Below are 19755 nucleotides of genomic sequence, written 5' to 3' on the forward strand. Positions count from 1 at the left end.
TTTCCAACTTCTTACCCCCCTAACCAAAGGATCATAGGAAAAAATATAGGTTATAGGTTAAACCAAGGCAGAATTTCCTCAAAGTTATGGCACCGAAAATCTAATTAAATATCAACTGTCAGTTTAAAACTGTTGCCCTATTATGAAATGAGTTTCCCATCCATTTGCACCTGATTGCCCTCCAATGGAGTCAAAACCGTACCCAAAGTCTATCCCAAGTAAACCAAAGGCTGGCATAAAAATTCTCAAACCTGCACCAGCCGACCTATTTAGCTGAAATGGATTGAAATCCCTAAAGTTATCATAAGACGCACCAGCTTCTAAAAAGGTAAGTGCATAAATAGATGCTGAAGGCTTTAAGGTAATAGGGTATCTAAGTTCTAAAGAATATTTGTTGTAAATGGTAGCGCCATCATCATTCGCTCCCGCAGTGCGATCTATAGGTACTACAGATTCGTTTGGATAACCTCTTAATTGAACGTTTTCTCTACCATCTAAACTATATGTTCCAAGGCCATCACCACCAAGAAAAAATCTTTCGAAAGGAGGGACACCACGGTCGCTGTTATAAGCTCCAAGAAAACCATATTCAGCATTGGTCCTCAATACAAGTTTGTCGTAGATTTGGGTAAACCATTCTCCACTAAACTTAACTTTATAAAATTCTAACCAGTTATATTTCTTTTGGTCAATTTTTTCTGGATCGCCCACTGCATTTTCTGGAGTTACCCTTGCGCCGCTTTCATCCACAAGATTACCATTGTCATCATCCAGTTGAAATTCTCTTTGTTCATCTAAATTAGCATAATCTACACCATTCCATAAAGAATAAGGAGGGGTGAACTTTGCCGTAAGTTTAAATTTAGAACCTCCCATTGGGAAAACTGGGTTTACATAAGTGTTATCTCTTGTAAGACCAAAAGTATAATTGATGTTGTTGGAAAAGCCATCTCCAAATGTAAATAGGCCTGTATTATAATTATTGAGATCATAACGTTGCAATCCAACCGAATGTGAAACCGTCATGTATGGATCTGGTATCGTTAAACGTTTGGCGAGGCCTACGTTAATACCAAAAATATCAAAACTTCGGCTCCGGTCTGCTTCTCCAGTTGTATTATCGTATAAAAATTGACGGGTATAAGAAAAAGAGGTTTGTAAGCTTACCGGTTTTTTACCGCCTAACCAGGGTTCCTGAAAAGATAAGCTATAAGTTTGATATGTAGTACTGGCCTGTGCTCTAAGAGAAAGGGTTTGACCATCACCCATAGGTACCGGTTTATAAGCTTCTTTATCAAAAATTCCAGATAAAGAGAAGTTGTTGAAAGAAAGTCCTAGGGTTCCTATAAAGCCACCCCCACCATAACCGCCTTGTAGTTCTATTTGGCTGGCACCAGCTTCTACTACAGAATATTCAAGATCTAAAGTACCAGACTGTGGATCTGGATCAACAAATTTTGGCTCTAGTTGTTCAGCATCGAAGAAACCTAGTTGTCCAAGTTCCCTTACCGTATTTACCACATCTTCCTGACTGTACTTTTGCCCGGGTTTTGTTCTTAATTCACGATAAATAACGTGATCTTTAGTTTTGTCGTTTCCGGTTACTTTAATATTATTAAAATAGGCTACTTTACCTTCAATGATTCTTATTTCAAAATCTATAGTATCATTATATACATTTGTTTCTACCAGGTTAATGGTTGAAAAAAGGTAACCGTTGTTTTTATATAGGTTGGAAAGGTCTTCTCCATCAGGCTTTGTTTCATCGGCAATTCGTTTGTCCAAAAGTACACCGTTGTAAATATCACCTTTGTTTATTCCTAAAGCACGTTGCAATTGGGCATCAGAATAAACTGAATTACCAAGATATTCAATGTTTCCTATATGGTACTGATCGCCTTCTTCTACTTTAAGATTTAATGCGATTCTTTCGTCGTCAATTTCGACCAGGGAATCTGTTACAATTCTAGCATCTCTATAGCCACTTTCTTTGTATTTATCGATGATGTTCTCCTTGTCTTCCTGGTAATCTGTCCTAACAAATTTAGATCTTTTCCAAAAGCGGATGATATTCTTTTGCTTGGTGTTTTTCATTGCCCTTTTAAGTTTAGCATCAGAGAATTTCTCATTTCCGCTAAAGTTTATATCGGCAATTTTCACACGATCCCCCTGGTCGATATCGACCAGCATATTTACCAGGTTAGCATTTTCAGCAGTATCAGTAACCTCGCGGGTGCTTATTTTTGCCTGGGCATTTAAATACCCTTCCTTACGATATTTATCTTCAATATAATTTCTGGTAGTGGTAATAAGGTTTTCAGAAACTTTTGCGCCAGCCCTTAATTTATTTTCCTTTATGAGCTCTTCATTTTCACGCTTTTTAAGTCCTGTTATCTCTACCTTATTAAGTTTTGGAACTTCCTGTATTTCAATCTCAAGATCAGCTACATTATCTTCACTTACGTGGGTGATATAGAAGTTGATATCACTGAAATGACCAATATCCCATAACTTATGAATTACGCTACTTATTTTATCCCCTGGAATATAAATTTCTTCTCCTTTTTTCAGACCGGTATAAGCAATTACGGTTTGCTCATTAAAACTAACGTTGCCCGTAACTTTTATCTCTCCAATTATATACTTTTTACCACCTGCTAATGGTAAGTCCTGAGCTCGTGAAGAAATGCTAAAAATTAAACTACATGCTACTGCCAAAAGGCTAAATACTTTCTTCGTCATAAATGCGCTAACTGAGTTGCTCACTGGTTTTTCCAAATCGTCGTTCTCTAACCTGATATATAGATGACCTTCTTAATGAAAAGGACATAATTCTAAATTTTATTTCTAAAGAATAAGCCACAGGTTCAATTCCTTTTTGCTCCTCCATGTTTTTTAATTACTACAAGCTTGTTATCCTACTGCTGAATTATTAAACAAATAATCAACAGCAACAATTTTTGCCGATTCAAGTTCTTTATTTGACATCCGTAGCCTGGGGAAACAATTCCTTTGGCTTCCATAAGAAAAAGGCACGCTATGATTAAACTCATAGATGTTTTCATCAGGCGGTAGATTCCGTACCAAATCTCACATACTTTCATACATTAAAAAAAGGAAATGGAAGTACGATCTAATTTTATATACAGAGAGGTCTTATTTATAGATGGAATTTTTGATGGAACAATGAAAACCAAAAAATTATATGATCTTAATTTTACCTAAAGTTCCCTAAAAAATAGGGAATGGAAGAAAGCTGCGTGTTTCGGAAAACAATGTTATTCCAAGCCTTTATTCTTCCCCAAACTGGTATTAATAATTAACAGCATAATAGACCGAAACTTCCCTCGCCTGAGAATAGTAATCTCTTATTTAAAACCTTAGTAGAACTAGGCTTATAATTAGATATAAAATTGCTTTTTTAAATGATTGGGCCTGGAATAGTTGTCACGAAAGACAGTCGGTTATTAATGCTATGGAATTACTTATTCCCTTCTTGCTAAAAATTTAGGGGCTTTCATCTGATAATATTCTACTAATTCCAAATGTCTTTCTTTAGCCACTAACAAATGAAAATTTGGGTTTTCTGCACAGAAATAAATAAAATCTTTAATAAGATTGTCAGGAAGGTTTAAATCTTTAAATAGAGTCTTTGGTACTGCATTTATGGCTCTGTCTATTAGGTTTCTTTTCTCTTCAATATTATGAATCGTTTCCAATTGATTGGTTTTTCCACTAAAGGAATTGAAAATAGAAGCAAAAACATTTCTATTAGCTGCCTGCAATTTTTTTTCTGTCCTTGTTCTTTCTTCAACGTAGGATAATCCAAATTCAGATTTATCTATTGTTTCAATATCATCGAAATCTAACATTAAATTACCTGATAGGGAGATATTGCTTAACAGGACTTCATCCAATTCATTTACTTGAAGTCTCAAATCAATAATGATTTCTTTTTTGTTTATTATTTCGGAGGTAATTAGTCTCTTTACCCTTTCATATTGAACAGAAGAAATGATTAAAGTATCGCCAAGCATTACTTCAATTTTAAAATTTCCTTCAAAATCACTGTTCACCCCGTTTTCATTACTTTGATTGATAACATGAATAGAAGTTTTGTCAAAGAATTGACCTTGGAGTTTTCCTTCTATCATAGTTTTCTCCTGAGAATAGCCGCTTAAACTTATTAAAACACCCAAGACTACCAGTCCATATTTTATCATCAAATTTATTAGTCTTAACCTTATCCCGCTATTAAAAAAAAATGGAATATTTTCGTTTCTACATTCCTTGAAACCACTAATTCCAGCTAATAGTTCCTTAAATGTTTAAAGTGGGCAAATTTAATTCAAGAAGTACCGTAAAACGAATAAGTTATATCAACGGACCTTTTCCAAAGACGAGAACGAAAATGATGACTATATAATAAAAAATACTAATTTCATAGGTCAAAAAACAACTTCAGTAGATAGAATTTTTGTGTTTATCTATTAGAGGTATAAAAGAACACCTTAGCTTATTAACTTTGCTTAAACTTGAGCTTCAATATTTACGCTAAACCGCTTGAGACCAATTTTTAGCCCCAAATAGATAAATTTCAAAATCCTGCTCATTCAGCCAATGAATACATTAAAAACTAAAAAAAATGGATTGTCAGGAATACGTTCCTACACCACCAAAAAGAAACCTCTTCTTGTTCACGTTATTGTGTGGCTTATTCTTTTGGTAATTTTGCTGTATCATGCGTACAACAACAACGGGAAAATCGACAACCAATTCCTACTTTTCCACATTTTTTCAATCGTGGTCTTTTACATTAATTACCTCTATTTAGTCCCTAAATTCTTATTACGAAAAAAGACCTTACAATATTTACTTTATTCCGGAATATTAGTATTGATACCACTTTTTCATTCGTTATACTTTGGACCGCCTCCACCACCCCCTATAGAATTTGCAGAACGATTCGGGAATGAGCCGTCACCGCCCAAAACTTTTTTCTTTCTAGGCCCCATTTTGATTAATGTTTGCTTTTTGGTTATAGGTTCTTCTATTAGAATTTATATGGAATGGAATAGGAATGAAATAAAAAAGAAAGAAATTGAAACTCAAAAAAGTAAGGCCGAACTAAATTTTTTAAAAAACCAGTTAAGCCCGCATTTTCTTTTTAATTCATTGAACAGTTTATATTCTTTAAGCGTAAAAAAATCTGATGCGGCCCCTGAAGCTATTATAACTTTATCAGAATTAATGCGATATATGCTATATCAAACTGATAATGATTACGTAGCTTTAAAAGAAGAATTGGAATATATAGAAAATTACTTAAAGTTACAGCGGCTGCGACTTGCTAATGATGAGTTTGTAAGCTTTGAAATTAATGGCACTATCACTAACCAGAAAATAAGGCCCTTGTTATTAATTAGTTTTATAGAAAATGCCTTTAAATATGGTACGGATGCCCAGGGAAAAACAAGAGTAGTCATAAATATTATTGTTGGCCAAAAAACCCTTGAGTTTATGTGTACCAATATTACGCAGAACAAAATTAAAACCGGTAATAATACGGGCATTGGCTTAAAAAATACGAGAAGTAGGCTAAATCTGTTATACCCGGGCAAACACCATTTAGAAGTTAGCAATCATTCTAACCAATATAAAGTTAATCTAAAATTAGATCTTAGTGTATGAAGTGTATAATAATAGATGATGAACCCCTGGCAATTGATGTCCTGGAGTCTTACATAGAAAAAATTGGGAGCCTCGAGATTGTTTCTAAATGTACAAATCCCATTGAAGCTATAAATATCATTAATAAAGAAGAGGTGGATCTGGTTTTTCTAGATATCGAAATGCCTAATTTAACGGGGATAGAACTGGTTAAAAGTATAGATAAGCTACCCCAGTTTATATTTACAACGGCCTACCCCCAATATGCTTTACAGGGTTTTGATCTAAATGCTACGGACTATCTTGTCAAGCCTATACCTTTCCATAGGTTTTTAAAAGCTATTTCCCGTGCGAACGAACGCCATGAAAACAAACGCACTCAACCCGAGACTGAACCCGGATCTGTAAGTAATAATCACCCCCCGGTTTACGAAGAGGATTTTATTTTTATTAAAGCCGACTATGAAAATGTAAAAGTCTACCTTAAGGATATTTGCTATATAGAAGGTTTAAAAGATTATATTAAAATCCATTTAAATACAGGTTCCAAACCCCTTCTTACACTTTCGAATTTTAAAGGAATTTTGGACAAACTTCCCTCTGGAAAATTTTTAAGAGTTCATAGATCCTACGTGGTTAACATAGAATATATCACCGCACTTCAAAAATCTCGCCTCATTCTAAATAACACTAAAATACCTATAGGTAATACTTATAGAAAAGAAGTACTCAAGCGTCTTAAACTTTAGTATTTCGGAATTCCGGTAAATTATTTGGTAGGGAAAAAAGACCTGTTAACCTACAAAATAACCAGCTACTTCTATTTCATTTTTTAGGGCCAAAATCCCGTAGGTAATTTGTCCTATCAAAGTATAAAAAAATGAAATGGTATTTAACTATCTGTGTTTTGGTTTCCAATCTGGTTGCTATGGGGCAGCAAGATTTGGAATGGATCCAAAAAACAATGACAGAAGCTCCACCCCAAAAAAAAATATGGTCTTTAGAAGAGTGTTTGGAATATGCCCGTACACGAAACCTGACCGTTTTAAATGCTCACCTGGATAAAAGTAGTGCCGAGGTAAATTACAGGCAGTCTGAATTGGAAAGATTACCAAATTTATCCGCAAATGCTTCAGAAAGTTTTACCAACGGCTATAGCATAGACCCTATTACCAGTGCTTATGTAAACGAACAAATTTACGCGACCAGTGCTAACCTTAATTCTGAAATTGTCGTGTTCAATGGATTCCAGCTTAATAATGAAATTAAAAAAAGTAAACTCCTGGTAGACCAGAATTCATTTTTTGTCCAGGAAGCCGAAAATAACATCAGCCTGAATATTACCAATGCATACCTGCAGGCACTATATTACCGCGAAGAAATATATGTAACAGAGAATACTCTGGACAATTCTGAAATTGCTTTAGATATAGCTACTGCCCGATTTGAAGCGGGTGCCATAGCTAAAAAAGATTATTCTGATGCGTTATCACAAGCAGCTTCTGACAGGTACCTGTTAATTGAAGCCAGGAATAATTATAACTCACAAATTTTAATCCTGAAACAGTTATTGGAATTAGGGCCGGAAACAAATTTCAGTATCGAGGAACCTGACACCAATTACAATGGAGTTACAATAATCGATAATAAATTAAATATTTACGAGCGTGCTTTAGAATCCTTACCAGAGATAAAGGCCGGGGAGTTAAATATTGCAATCAATGAAAAAGAACTTGATATAGCTCAGGGGGGCTATTTACCCTCCCTTTCACTATCTGGAAACCTGGGTACGGGTTACACCAGTGTCCAGGACATTGGATTTTATGACCAATTAAACCTGAATTTTAATCCACGAGTATCACTATCGCTGAACGTTCCAATTTTTAGTCGAGGACAAAACAAGGCCCAGGAACAAAATGCACGAATTGATATTGAAAAAGCCAGGATAAATTTAAAATCCACGGAAAAGGAAGTCTATGAAAAAGTAGAAACAGCCTGGCGAAACGCTATTGCGGCTCAAAATCAAATAATTGCGGCTGAAGCGGCAAGGGATGCAGCTTCGGATTCTTATCAACTGGCACAGAAGCAATACGAAGTGGGCAGCATAAACACTATGGATTTACTCGTAAGTAAAAACTCCTATAGCAATGCTGAACAAAATTATATTCAGGCCAAGTACTTAAGTATTCTCTATTCCCAATTATTACAATTCTACCAGGGAAATAAAATAAAAATCTAAACCAATGAAAACAAAAAAAGCAAAAATTCTTCTGAGTGTCTCTCTTATTGTCATACTGTTGATCTCTGCATATTATATTTTGAATACAGATAATGAGCCCTCGTTTATTGTAGAAACCGTCCCTGTAAAGAGAGGTGAAATAAACACCCTGGTTACTGCTACGGGTACTATAGAGCCCTTAACCAAAGTTGCGGTCGGGACCCAGGTTTCAGGAGAAGTAGAAAAGATTTATGCTGATTATAATAGTGAAGTTAAAAAAGGGCAATTGCTTGCAGAGCTCGATAAAACTAACTTAAAAGCAGCCCTGGGGCAAGCGCAGGCCTCTTATGAAAACGCTTTAAACGAAAAAGAATATTATGGTAATATTTTTAAAAGACAACAAGGACTCTATGAAGAAGAGGTGATCAGCCGGGCTGATTTCGAGGAAGCAACCTATAATTATAACCTTGCAAAAACCCAGGTGACTCAATCTTTATCTAATCTACAAGAGGCGAAAACCAACCTTGGTTTCGCCGATATATATTCTCCCATAGATGGTGTGGTGCTATCTAAAGAAGTAGACGAAGGCCAGACCGTTGCGGCAAGTTTTGAGACCCCCACCTTATTTACCATTGCTAAAGACCTCAGGCAAATGCAGGTTGAAGCTAGTGTAGATGAAGCTGATATAGGGAATGTAAAAGAAGGACAACGGGTTACCTTTACTGTAGATGCGTATCAGGGAGAAACTTTTGAAGGTATAGTAACCCAGGTAAGGCTATCTCCCATTGAACAGGAAAGTGTGATCACTTATACAGTAGTCATTAAAGCACAAAACCCAGACCTTAAATTAAAACCTGGATTAACCGCCACGGTGGTCATTTATACTCTGGAACTTAATGAGGTTCTCACCATAGAAGCCAAAGCCCTAAACTTTAAACCGAACCCCAACCAATTAATTGAATATAATGAACAATACATAACAGGGGAAAAACAACCACGAGAAATTCCCGAAACTTCGCAAGAAGACATGGTGATTGTGTGGAAACATACTGAAGATAACAGGATTCTTCCGGAAAAGATTGAAGTAGGAGCAAGTGATGGCATTAACACAGAGGTGGTCAGCGGGTTATCGGAAGGAGACAAGCTTGTATATAATTTAAAAACCAATGCTAATCGAGGGGTCCGAAAAGAAAGTTCAAGCCCATTTATGCCTACCCCCCCGGGGAACAATAAAAATAAACCAGGTGAAGATGAATAGAGACATTATCAGCATTGAAAATATTAAAAAGAGATTCAGCATGGGACAAGAAACCGTAGAAGCTCTCAGGGATGTTTCTTTTTCCATCGAGGAAGGTGAGTTCGTTACTATTATGGGATCCAGCGGGTCAGGGAAAAGCACCCTTTTGAACATTCTTGGCTGTCTAGACCAACCTACCTCCGGCTCCTATGAAATTGACGGGCTAAAGGTAAAAGATCAAAAACCTAATGGTCTTGCAAAAATAAGAAATGAAAAAATCGGGTTTATATTCCAATCCTATAACCTTCTTCCAAGAACTTCGGCTGTTGAAAATGTAGAATTACCACTCCTATACAACAGTGCTATTTCTAAGGATATACGTAGGAAACGTGCAATTGACGCTCTAGTACATGTCGGTCTGGAGGATCGGCTTCACCACACCCCGGCACAACTATCCGGTGGACAACAACAGCGCGTCGCTATTGCTCGTTCCCTGGTAAATGACCCAGTGGTAATCCTAGCCGATGAAGCTACAGGAAACCTGGATACACGTACCTCTTATGAAATCATGGCTCTTTTTCAGAAACTAAATATTAGTGGTAAAACCATTGTGTTTGTAACGCACGAGCAAGATATAGCCAATTTTAGCGCCCGGACTATTGAATTAAAAGACGGCAATATTATCAGAAATGTACAGAACCACGATATAATGCTTGCTGCTGAAGAATTAGAAAGTTTACCAAAAGAAAATATATGAAAATTTTAAACTTATTACGCATAGCCTGGAAAGCTATAATCCTGAATAAAATGCGCACTTTCCTTACTATGTTAGGAGTAATAATTGGGGTAGCAGCGGTTATAACCATGCTCGCTATTGGTGAAGGATCTACCCAGAGTATAAAAGAAGAAATCTCCGGTATGGGTTCTAATATGATCACTATCAGTCCCGGAGCCGGGATGCAAGGAGGAGTAAGAACTGACCCCGGTCAAATGCAATCCTTAAAGCTATCTGACTACCACGCTATTAAAGAAAAATCCAGTCTAATCACACATATTTCGCCACAAGTCAGTGGAAATGGGCAAGCAATAAACGGTGCTGAAAATTGGCCGACAAGTATATACGGGGTCACCCCAGAGTATCTAAATATTAGGGTGTTAGAACTTGAGGACGGCAGTATGTTTACTGATGCTGAAGTTAAGTCTTCCAGTAAAGTTGCAGTTATAGGCCAAACCGTGCGGGAAAATTTATTTTCCACAGAAGAGGACCCCATAGGAAAGATGATTCGCTTTAATAAAATTCCTTTTAGAATAATTGGAGTATTGTCGCCAAAAGGAGAAAATACCTTTGGCCAGGATCAGGATGATGTCATTTTGGCCCCCTATACCACCGTGCAGAAAAGAATACTTGGGATAAATTATGTACAGTCTATAGTTGCCTCTGCTATAAGCGAAGAAAAAGCTCCTGAAGCGGTAAATGAAACCTACTCCATTCTAAGGAAAGAACATAATATATTAACCGGGGAGGAAGATGATTTTAATGTATTTTCTATGGATGAATTGATCTCCATGTTCAATTCTACCAGTGAAATCATGACGGCATTACTGGTTGCTATTGCCGGGATCGCCCTGCTTATTGGAGGAATTGGTATTATGAATATCATGTATGTTTCTGTAAAAGAACGTACCCGGGAAATTGGCTTGCGGTTAGCAGTTGGTGGACAAAGTATGGATATCCTGGTTCAATTTTTAATCGAAGCTATTCTAATAAGTGTTACCGGCGGCTTAATCGGGGTGAGCCTGGGGATAACCGCTACCCTACTAATTGAACATTTTCTCAACTGGCCGACTTCTATAACGGCTACTTCTATAATAATATCATTTACCGTGTGCGCCTTTACCGGAATATTCTTTGGTTGGTACCCGGCAAAAAAAGCCTCAGGGCTAGACCCCATTGTAGCCCTGCGCTATGAATAATTATTGCTTTACATATCTCACTTATTTTGAATATGTTTAGTTAGCCAGAAATAGGCTGTCTTATGAGGCAGCCTATTTCATTTAAGAATTTTTGACTTGTGAAAAAAATATAGCTCCTCCGCTTATTCCATATTTAATGATCCTACCCACATTAGTAATGCCTATTATAAATTAAGACTATTTACACGGCACGAAAAAGAAAATTTATCCAGGATGAATTTTTACAGTAGGATATAAACGTTGATGACCTCAACGAATTTTTTAAAAACCGGATATACGTTCTGCGTTATATGAATTAAAAGCGCGAAGTTAACCCTTAGTCATCCAGGCTATAATCACACCCAAATCCGATAATCGAAACTACCGTGATTCTTATGGCCCGGAGAAGTGTGGTATGGGAAATAAAATCAAAAGATCTGGATAAGCCATTACCTGAAATACTGATGCGTGCCGGCCGGAAGGGATCTCAATACTTCCTTATAGATCGCAATATTAGGAAGTAATAGCGATATAGAAGAAAGTTTGAATTTATATTGTTGAACACCTACTTACACAATTTTCGAAAAGATCACCGGGGATATCCCCTGGAAGAATGTCCACCGGATACAGTACAACTTAATTGTAATTATGGGTTTGTCTTTAAACTACCGGGGGAAAAGAGCGTCAATACAATTCGTTACAGAGTGGCTTTGGGGAAATAAACAGGAAGAAAAATTTAAGAACTGGTTAGTTGAAAATGAACCTTCGGATGCTTTTAAAGAAATAAAATCCAGAGAATGGAAATTATACTTAACACCAGCGGAAAAAATCTGGATGCACAAATATAAGGGCGCTTACCAAAATCCTAAGCTCAGTAGTACACTAAATGCCTCAGGTTTTTAAAACCTTCACTTGAATTTGGCGTATTTTACACCGCGGTCCTCATAGGCTTTACGGACATAAAGATTGGATTGGAAGGCCTGATGTAATACCAGTCTCATTCCGATTTAAATCCAAACCAATTTCCTGTAATTCTTCAAGGGTAAGGGCTGGTTGTTGGCCTCGAGTAATTTTTTTAACCACCAGCCTTGCAGATGATCTCGCAATATCATAATTGGGAAATGGTATCTCATTTTGTATTGCGGGGATGAAATCTTGTTTAATTAAAAGATGGGCTCCTTCTGAAATGGTATACCCGTAGCCGGAATTAACCCGGTGTACCACGATACTAAAATTATTTGAAGTCAGATCCGTTAAGTTGCCGGAATTAAGAAAATAAACGGATAGACCAACCATACAGATACTAGCAAACACCGTACTTATTTTATCTAATTTCATATATAAAAAATTAAAGAAAAACCCAAAGCAACTAACCGGGGGCGCGTGGTATTTGTGCTTTGAGTTTTTCCGACTCAACCTAGAGAAAATTTAACAACCAATTAAAAAACCAAAAACAACATAAAACTAATCTTCGTCATCATATTCCTGTTGGGGATATAATTCATAAATATCATCCAGGTATAGACTACCGGATCTTCCCATAGAAATATAAGCGCGATCACCGGTAGAGAAATAAGTAGCATCCTGACGTGCGGTTCCTTCTAATTGCGTAATTTCTTCCCAAGTGTCATCCAAAGGATCATATTCCCAAATCGTAGAAAGCGCACCACCGCTATAACCTGTTGCAATATAGCCAAGCCCCTCCATTTCAAACCCTACCGCATAAGAACGCGTCACATAATAATCATCTTCTTCATCCAGGTCATTAAGAGGACTAAAAACCTCCGTGGAAGGATCGAAAACCCAAAAATCTGTTTGGTAGATTCCATTGCTTTCTCCTGTCCCCAAATAAACCAGTCCGTCTATAGAGAAGGATGTGGCTCCTCTTCTTTTATCGCCGCCGAAACCTACCACTTCACTCCACTTGTCGGTACCAGGATCATATTTGTAAAAATCCTTACGATCGTTCTTACCGTCATAACCGGTTCCTACATATCCCCTTCCTTCAGCACCAAACCCTATGGCCTCCCTACGCGAACCACCCATAAAATCAGCTTTTTGGTTCCACGTATTTGTTGCGGGATCGTATTCCCAGAAATCATCCAGTTCATCTATTCCGTCATACCCTACACCCAGGTATCCTTTTCCTGCTGTGGCAAACCCAACTGCTGCTGTCCTGGGAGTTCCCGGGAAATCCGCTTTTTGAACCCAATAATTACCCTCAATATTGTACTCCCAGAAATCATCCATATAATCATCGCCATCGTACCCGGTTCCCATATATCCTTTTTGATCTATAGTAAATCCTATCGCATTGCTCCGTGGTACGCCATCAAAAACTGAACGAGACACCCAGTTTCCTCTTTCAAAATCATCATCATCATCGGAACAACCGGTAAGGATGAGGCCTAGTAAGGCGGCCGTAATCAAATACTTTATTTTACGCTGCATTTTTATCATATTTATTTATTATTTAGATTAAGTATAATACCGGTTCCCAGGAAGAATGATTCATTATTAATGGTATAGGTTTCATTTCCCAGGTGATCTATAAACTTATATTCATCTGAAAACCCATAGCCTAAGTTTAAATCAAAAGACCAGGTATTGTCTATTCTATGCTGAAATTTAAGACTCGTCGTATTGGAAGACCAGACCATGTTTGAAATACTGGATGTTAGTCTGGAAGAATGATGAACGTTTGCATACATCCCTTTAAATTCAAGATTCCCTTGAAGGGAATTGTTTCTATCCAGTTGGTAGGTAATTTCTGTTTTAGGAAAACCAATGCCTAAGGCCAGGGTTTTATTAAATTTCTTATAGAATAAAACCCGGGGTAATATTTTAGGCACGCCTAGAAATGTATAATAACCAAGGCCAAACTTTACATAAGCGGGTAATTCTACCGTACCAAAATCACGAGTAATAGCAAGGCCCCCATTTAGCAGAAATTTTTCACTGGTTAACTCACCTTTTAAATTTGAAGCAAGGGAAATATCACTATCAACTTCTAATTTCCAATACCGGGAAAACCGGTAACCTATCGCTGTATAATTATGAAAACGATAGAAGGTTTCCAGTCCTGTTGTATTAAATGAAGCATCCATAGGATAGGATAAGTTATTAACTCCAATCCCCAACTTGTTATCAATATTAAAATTACCGGCATTCAATCCCAGTATGTAGGAAATATTGCTTCTGGACGATCCCATTTCCTCCCCTGAAGGAACAAGCGTGTAATTCGCTACAATCTTGTTTTCAAATATTTGGGAGTAAAAGGTTGTTCCTTTAATTAGTATAAGAATCATTACTAATCTTTTAAGCATTATCCATAATTTTTGTCAAACCTACTTTTTAACCAGTCTTTAAAAAAAAACGATATACAAACAGCATCTTTCAATCGACAAATTTGCTATTTGCTCACATTAAACATATGTCTGATGTTTATAGATAAAAAACTTTCCTTTAACCCTGATTCCTTCTCATTTATATATAATCTTTTGTTTAAACAACCTGTCTGAATAGTTTCACCGAAACTTTATTACTACATGAAATTTCATATTCAAAGAAACCCTATAATAATTAGCATACTCTTCATCAGTGCTTTTTTATTATTCTCCTGTTCAGAAGATAGTGACATAAGCGAAGTCGCCGATAACTGGATTAATAGTAATACCAAAGTGTATTTCATAGATACCCTGACCGTAAATTCTTCTACTTTCAAATTCGATTCGCTATCCGTTTCAGGATCCAACAGGCTATTGATAGGAGCTTATACGGATGAAGATTTCGGCTATATTGAGAGCAAGGTATTTGCCCCGATTTACCCATCTACATATACTATAGATAGTGAAGCAGAACTGGATTCGGTAGCACTCATACTTAATTATGATGGCTACGCCTATAACGACACCTTACAAAACCAGGTTTTTAATGTTTATGAAATTTTGGAGAAAGTGGATAATGATGGAGAAGACTTTTACAATACAACCAGTTTCAAAGTGGCGGAAAACGCAATTGGAGTCAAAAATTTTAAACCCTATCCAACTTTAAATGACTCCTTGCATATTACTATAGATTATAATTTTGGGGAGGGGATCTTTGAAAAAATAAAGAACAAGGACCTCACCAATACTGAGGATTTTATGAGAGAATATAGAGGGATTAGTATAGTCCCCGATCGTGAGAATACTGGTGTTTTAGGATTTTCCAGAGAAAGTTCCTTAAGATTATATTATTCTATTAGCGCAGAAGTTGATTCTGAAGAAAAGACCTTGGATTTGAATTTTAACGAATCCGACAGCTTTAACCATATTTCTTCTAATAACGCGGGGAGTTTGCTGGACAGTCTTTCCCAAAACAGTTATCTATCCAGTCTGGATAGTGACAATCAAACGTTTATCCAGGGTGGAACAGGTATCGCCACGAGAATTGATTTTCCGAATATGGAAGCTTTAAATAATATCCAGGGAGAAGGAACCATAATGGATGCCAATTTAAAAATCTATCTAAAAACCCGGGACAATAAGCTGAGTTCTCCAAGCAACTCCCTTCAATTCTATATAATAAACCAGCATTCGGATATAATAGGAAACCTTTATGATTATAACCAGACTACTGTTACCGGGGAGATCCATCAGGAAAGTCAGGAATTCAATATCATAAGTTATAGTGTCCCCCTTAAATACTACCTGGATTCCAAAGCAAGCGACCCAAACGGTAATAATTGGTATCTAATTATGTATGGGCAGGATTTCAGTTCTTCTGTAGACGGCTATATTTTTTATGGTGAGAAGGCACCCGGAGATCGTAGAATGAAACTTGAGTTAACCTATGCTTTATACGATGAATAAATACTTATATATAATTGTCTTCTCTTTTGTGTTTGTTAAAAGCTTCTCGCAATCCAACACCCTGACGAATTCCCCATATTCTCTGTATGGCCTTGGAGAGAAAAATTTATTAAATACCGGGAAAACCAATGGTCTTGGTGGTACGGGCATTGCGCTCCCCTCTTCCACTATGATGAATAATTTGAATCCGGCTTCTTACGGAGCAATACCTCAAAACCATTTTTTCTTTGATGTTGGTATTAACTATCAGATAAATAATCTTAGTGAAGCAGGTAATGAGGATCGTAAAACCAACGGGAATTTCTCTAACATTGCTTTCGCTTTGCCTATAAACGAGAAATCCGGGGTGGGTCTTAGCTTACTACCATATACGGATGTAGGTTATAATTTCACTAGCCTCCAAAACAATATTGAAGGCTCATCAGAAGCCTATTATACGTCAATCGATGGTTATGGTGGTATTAATGAGTTAGCTATAAACTATGGGATATCCCTGGGTAAAAAATTAAGATTAGGTATTTCAGGTGAGGTTCTATTTGGAAAAATTACTGAATACGAAACCAATTATATCGGTAATAATACCTTGGAGCTGATTGAACAAAACTATTACTCGGGATTCAAAGCAGTATTCGGGGTTCAATATGATGCTTCGGAAAATATAAGCTTTGGCGCCGTCGTAAATTCCCCTACCAATCTTGGAGCATCCCAAAATCAAACTGTTTATCAATATCAACAAAATACCCAGGTTGCCAGTAGTAGTGACGAAAATAATATATCCGATTTTTCTCTTCCACTGGATATTGGCTTGGGCATAAGCTCTAATCTGAGCGAGGAACTTACCGTTTCTGCAGACTATACCAGGGAGTTTTGGACTGCTACTAACCAATCTGACAATCTTGGAACTTATGTGGATCGGGATTTTATTGGTTTGGGGCTCGAGTTTTTACCCCGGGGCAATCCCCTGCGATATACCAACCATATTCAATATCGTTTAGGTATGAACTATGATAGCGGGAACCTGGAAGTCTCAGGTATTAAAACCCACAATTATTCAATAAATGTGGGACTTGGCTTGCCTTTGAACACAAGAAGTAGTTCTATGTTTAATCTTATGTATTCTTACGGAAAAAAAGGTATAGTGAGTGACGGGCTTATACAGGAAAATTATCATACATTAAGCTTAAATATAAGCCTACAGGATATATGGTTTGTAAAGCGAAAGTTCAATTAAGAAAATAAAGGATGACCTTACCACGCAGACTTGTAGGCGTGATCCTTACTTTTTTAAAAATGAAAATCACCTTTTTCCAAAGTATCCGGTTGGCTAAGTACATCTGGTATAAACTTAAGATAAATTCTAGCTTGCCTCCAAAAAAGAGATGGATAAGCAAGCCTATATGTTTGAGTTAATTCAGGAATGGGAAGTTAGTGGTTTAAGTAAAAAGGATTTTTGTCACAACCATGGGATCATACGGAGTAATTTTTATTACTGGTTCAAAAAATGGAAGAACAGCAAATCGGAAGCTCCGGATGGATTTTTGGAGATCACTCCAGGTAAAACTGATGCCTTCCACGCTCAATATCGACTGAAATATCCTAATGGAGTACAGCTAGAAGTCTCCGGGATTGGTTTAAACCAATTAGCGGCTCTTGTAAACCTGTAATCCATGTTTAGTTTAAGTTCCTCCAATCGGTACTACCTCTTTAGCCAGCCCTGTGATATGAGGAAGGGTTTTCAAGGCCTATCGGGATTGGTCACCGCCAAGATGGGAAAGGATCCCATCAGTGGCGATGTCTTTATCTTCATCAATCGCAGGGCCACTCATATCAAACTCCTGCACTGGGAATCCGGGGGCTTTGTCATCTATTATAAACGCCTTGAGAAAGGAACGTTCTCGCTTCCCAAAGTGCTCCAGTCAGGCAGTGTTAGTTGGAGTCAGCTGGTGCTGATGATCGAGGGAATCAAGGCAGAAAAGCTGCGTCACCTTAGCCGGTATAATCCTCCTGAACCCCTTGATTTTACTGATAAAAACACAAAATAATTGTTGTAAAAAAGCAGGGGAATCCGTACTTTTATGCTATGGAAAAATCCCTGGAAACCCTTTCAAAACAACAGCTGCTGGCCCTTTTAGAAGAGCAATCAGCGCAGGCGACATTCCATAAAAAAGAGCTTCAAAAATCTCAGCAGGAATTAGCGCTACAAAAGGACGATTCACTCCAAAAAGCTAAAGAATTAAAACAAAAAACCAGAGAGCTAAAACAACAGGCTAAGGAGTTAAAGCAAAAAGATAAGGAACTCGCCCAGGCTGATGAGCATCTTCGTAACTATTTGAGTAAGTCCGGAGTACTGGAGGAAAAAGTAGCCTACCTGGAGAGCCAGCTGGAGATGTTCCGTAGAATGCAGTTTGGTCAGAAACGTGAGCGTTTTGAAGATAAGGATCAGTTGGCCCTGCCTTTTGAGGCTACTGCCCAGGATCTTGAAAAACGAGAAGAGGCCTTTACAGAAAAGATTACCTACCAGCGTAAGCAGAAAAATGCTACTCATAAAGGGCGTCAGCCCCTTCCGGATCATCTTCCGGTAGAGGAAGTGAAGATCTATCCAGAGGGAGATATCTCCCAGATGAAATGTATCGGCCAGGAAGAGACCGATGAACTGGAATACGAGCCTGCACGATTTTTTATTCGCAGATATATCCGGTATAAATACGCTCACAAATCCGGAGAAGGGGTAATCATCGGAGAACTTCCTGAGCGGGTGATCGATAAAGGTATTCCAGGATCAGGACTGATAACGTCTCTATTAGTTGATAAATACTGTGACCATATGCCGCTTCACCGGCAGCTTGAGCGCTTTAAAAGAGAAAAGGTGCCCATTGCTCCTTCCTCTATGAACGGATGGTGTGCCAGGGGGATTGATCGGATTGTTCCGCTCTTTGAAGAACTCAGAGCCGATGTAAAATCACGAGGTTACTTGCAGGTTGATGAAACCACGATAAAGGTGCAGGATGAAGGGAAAAAAGGAAAAACTCATCTGGGATTTTATTGGGTATATCACAGTCCCATCGATGGAAATGTAGTCTTTGACTACCAGCCTGGCCGTGGGCAAAAGGCACCCGAAGCCATGCTTAAAGATTTTAAGGGCTACCTTCAGACCGATGGGTATGCAGTCTATGATCATTATGCAAAAAAGAAAGGGGTGACCCATCTGGGATGCTGGGCACACGCTAGACGTTACCATGAACGGGCTTTGGAAAATGATCCGCAAAGGGCAAAATATGCCCTGGGGGAGATCCAAAAATTATATGCCATTGAAAGAAAAATCAAAGAGGCGAACCTGAATCCAAAGCAAACTAAGGAGCTACGGCTTAAAGAAGCACTTCCCATAATCAACGAGTTGGGAAAATGGATGACTGGGCAGCTTAAGGCTACCTTGCCTAAGAGCCTGATAGGAAAAGCCCTTGCCTATAGCGTCTCCAGGTGGGATGCGCTGTGTGCTTACCTGTATGACGGAAATTTATTTATAGATAATAATCAAATTGAAGGAAAAATCCGCCCGGTTGCTGTGGGAAGAAAAAACTACCTATTTGCTGGATCTCATAAGGCTGCTCAAAGAGCTGCAGCAATCTATTCCTTCTTTGCTATTTGTAAAAAGCACGAGGTGAATCCCTATGAGTGGTTAAAATATACCTTGGAAAATATCATGACCATCAAGTACAAGGATATTAAGAATCTCTATCCCCAGAATTACAAAAAATTACAGCTGGGTAAATAAGCAAAAAATGCTTACAAAATTATACCCAATTTATCGCGAGGTACTTAGCCGA

At 37.7% G+C, this 19755-nt stretch carries 18 protein-coding genes; 13 read left to right on the forward strand and 5 right to left on the reverse strand.

Annotated elements, in window-relative coordinates; all coding sequences use genetic code 11:
• Positions 1-123: 123 nt before the first annotated feature.
• Together bamA and LB465_RS12410 are read right to left on the reverse strand one after the other, a co-directional pair.
• Positions 124-2742 (reverse strand): outer membrane protein assembly factor BamA, encoded by a 2619-nt coding sequence (bamA, locus tag LB465_RS12405; protein WP_224470185.1) that lies wholly within the window; start codon positions 2740-2742, stop codon positions 124-126.
• A gap of 743 nt (positions 2743-3485) precedes the next feature.
• A complete protein-coding gene (locus LB465_RS12410) occupies positions 3486-4154 on the reverse strand; it encodes a carboxypeptidase-like regulatory domain-containing protein (RefSeq protein ID WP_224470186.1) in 669 nt (222 codons plus the stop codon).
• Between the two features lie 910 nt (positions 4155-5064).
• On the opposite strand from LB465_RS12410, the gene LB465_RS12415 reads away from it, so the two are divergent.
• The 8 genes from LB465_RS12415 to LB465_RS12445 all read left to right on the forward strand — a co-directional run bounded on the left by LB465_RS12415 (position 5065) and on the right by LB465_RS12445 (position 11981).
• Entirely contained in the window at positions 5065-5691 is a 627-nt protein-coding gene (locus tag LB465_RS12415; RefSeq protein ID WP_224470187.1) for a sensor histidine kinase, read from the forward strand.
• Entirely contained in the window at positions 5688-6419 is a 732-nt protein-coding gene (locus LB465_RS12420) for a LytR/AlgR family response regulator transcription factor (RefSeq protein WP_224470188.1), read from the forward strand. Before LB465_RS12415 ends, LB465_RS12420 begins: the two co-directional genes overlap by 4 nt.
• A 131-nt stretch (positions 6420-6550) precedes the next feature.
• Positions 6551-7909 (forward strand): TolC family protein, encoded by a 1359-nt coding sequence (locus LB465_RS12425; protein WP_224470189.1) that lies wholly within the window; start codon positions 6551-6553, stop codon positions 7907-7909.
• 4 nt (positions 7910-7913) lie between these two features.
• Positions 7914-9146, forward strand: coding sequence for an efflux RND transporter periplasmic adaptor subunit (locus LB465_RS12430; RefSeq protein WP_224470190.1), 1233 nt, complete (start codon positions 7914-7916; stop codon positions 9144-9146).
• Positions 9139-9882, forward strand: a complete 744-nt coding sequence (locus tag LB465_RS12435) for an ABC transporter ATP-binding protein (protein WP_224470191.1) — start codon at positions 9139-9141, stop codon at positions 9880-9882. Before LB465_RS12430 ends, LB465_RS12435 begins: the two co-directional genes overlap by 8 nt.
• Positions 9879-11099 (forward strand): ABC transporter permease, encoded by a 1221-nt coding sequence (locus LB465_RS12440; protein ID WP_224470192.1) that lies wholly within the window; start codon positions 9879-9881, stop codon positions 11097-11099. Before LB465_RS12435 ends, LB465_RS12440 begins: the two co-directional genes overlap by 4 nt.
• Positions 11100-11473: 374 nt before the next feature.
• Positions 11474-11602, forward strand: a complete 129-nt coding sequence (locus tag LB465_RS18370) for a hypothetical protein (protein WP_262902910.1) — start codon at positions 11474-11476, stop codon at positions 11600-11602.
• A 124-nt stretch (positions 11603-11726) separates the two neighbouring features.
• Entirely contained in the window at positions 11727-11981 is a 255-nt protein-coding gene (locus LB465_RS12445) for a hypothetical protein (protein WP_224470193.1), read from the forward strand.
• Positions 11982-12029: 48 nt separating this feature from the next.
• Here the strand turns inward: LB465_RS12445 and LB465_RS12450 are convergent, their stop codons facing one another.
• The 3 genes from LB465_RS12450 to LB465_RS12460 form a co-directional block, all read right to left on the reverse strand.
• The gene (locus LB465_RS12450) at positions 12030-12416 is read right to left on the reverse strand and encodes a DUF4907 domain-containing protein (RefSeq protein WP_224470194.1); all 387 of its coding nucleotides are present in this window, start codon (positions 12414-12416) and stop codon (positions 12030-12032) included.
• A 126-nt stretch (positions 12417-12542) separates the two neighbouring features.
• The gene (locus LB465_RS12455; protein WP_224470195.1) at positions 12543-13529 is read right to left on the reverse strand and encodes a Kelch repeat-containing protein; all 987 of its coding nucleotides are present in this window, start codon (positions 13527-13529) and stop codon (positions 12543-12545) included.
• A gap of 11 nt (positions 13530-13540) precedes the next feature.
• Complete coding sequence (locus LB465_RS12460) at positions 13541-14404, reverse strand: DUF6268 family outer membrane beta-barrel protein (RefSeq protein ID WP_224470196.1); 864 nt, start codon at positions 14402-14404, stop codon at positions 13541-13543.
• A gap of 222 nt (positions 14405-14626) precedes the next feature.
• On the opposite strand from LB465_RS12460, the gene LB465_RS12465 reads away from it, so the two are divergent.
• The 5 genes from LB465_RS12465 to tnpC all read left to right on the forward strand — a co-directional run bounded on the left by LB465_RS12465 (position 14627) and on the right by tnpC (position 19703).
• Positions 14627-15931, forward strand: a complete 1305-nt coding sequence (locus LB465_RS12465) for a DUF4270 family protein (protein ID WP_224470197.1) — start codon at positions 14627-14629, stop codon at positions 15929-15931.
• The gene (locus LB465_RS12470) at positions 15924-17162 is read left to right on the forward strand and encodes an OmpP1/FadL family transporter (protein WP_224470198.1); all 1239 of its coding nucleotides are present in this window, start codon (positions 15924-15926) and stop codon (positions 17160-17162) included. Before LB465_RS12465 ends, LB465_RS12470 begins: the two co-directional genes overlap by 8 nt.
• Positions 17163-17310: 148 nt before the next feature.
• Positions 17311-17595 carry an IS66 family insertion sequence element accessory protein TnpA gene (tnpA, locus tag LB465_RS12475; protein WP_224470199.1) on the forward strand — a complete coding sequence of 95 codons (285 nt, stop codon included), beginning with the start codon at positions 17311-17313 and terminating at the stop codon, positions 17593-17595.
• 3 nt (positions 17596-17598) lie between these two features.
• Positions 17599-17973: an IS66 family insertion sequence element accessory protein TnpB gene (gene tnpB, locus LB465_RS12480; protein WP_224470200.1), complete on the forward strand. Its 375-nt coding sequence runs from the start codon at positions 17599-17601 to the stop codon at positions 17971-17973.
• A 38-nt stretch (positions 17974-18011) separates the two neighbouring features.
• Complete coding sequence (gene tnpC / locus LB465_RS12485; RefSeq protein WP_224470201.1) at positions 18012-19703, forward strand: IS66 family transposase; 1692 nt, start codon at positions 18012-18014, stop codon at positions 19701-19703.
• Positions 19704-19755: the final 52 nt, after the last annotated feature.

This window comes from Salegentibacter lacus (assembly GCF_020164555.1).
Classification (GTDB): Bacteria; Bacteroidota; Bacteroidia; order Flavobacteriales; family Flavobacteriaceae; genus Salegentibacter; species Salegentibacter lacus.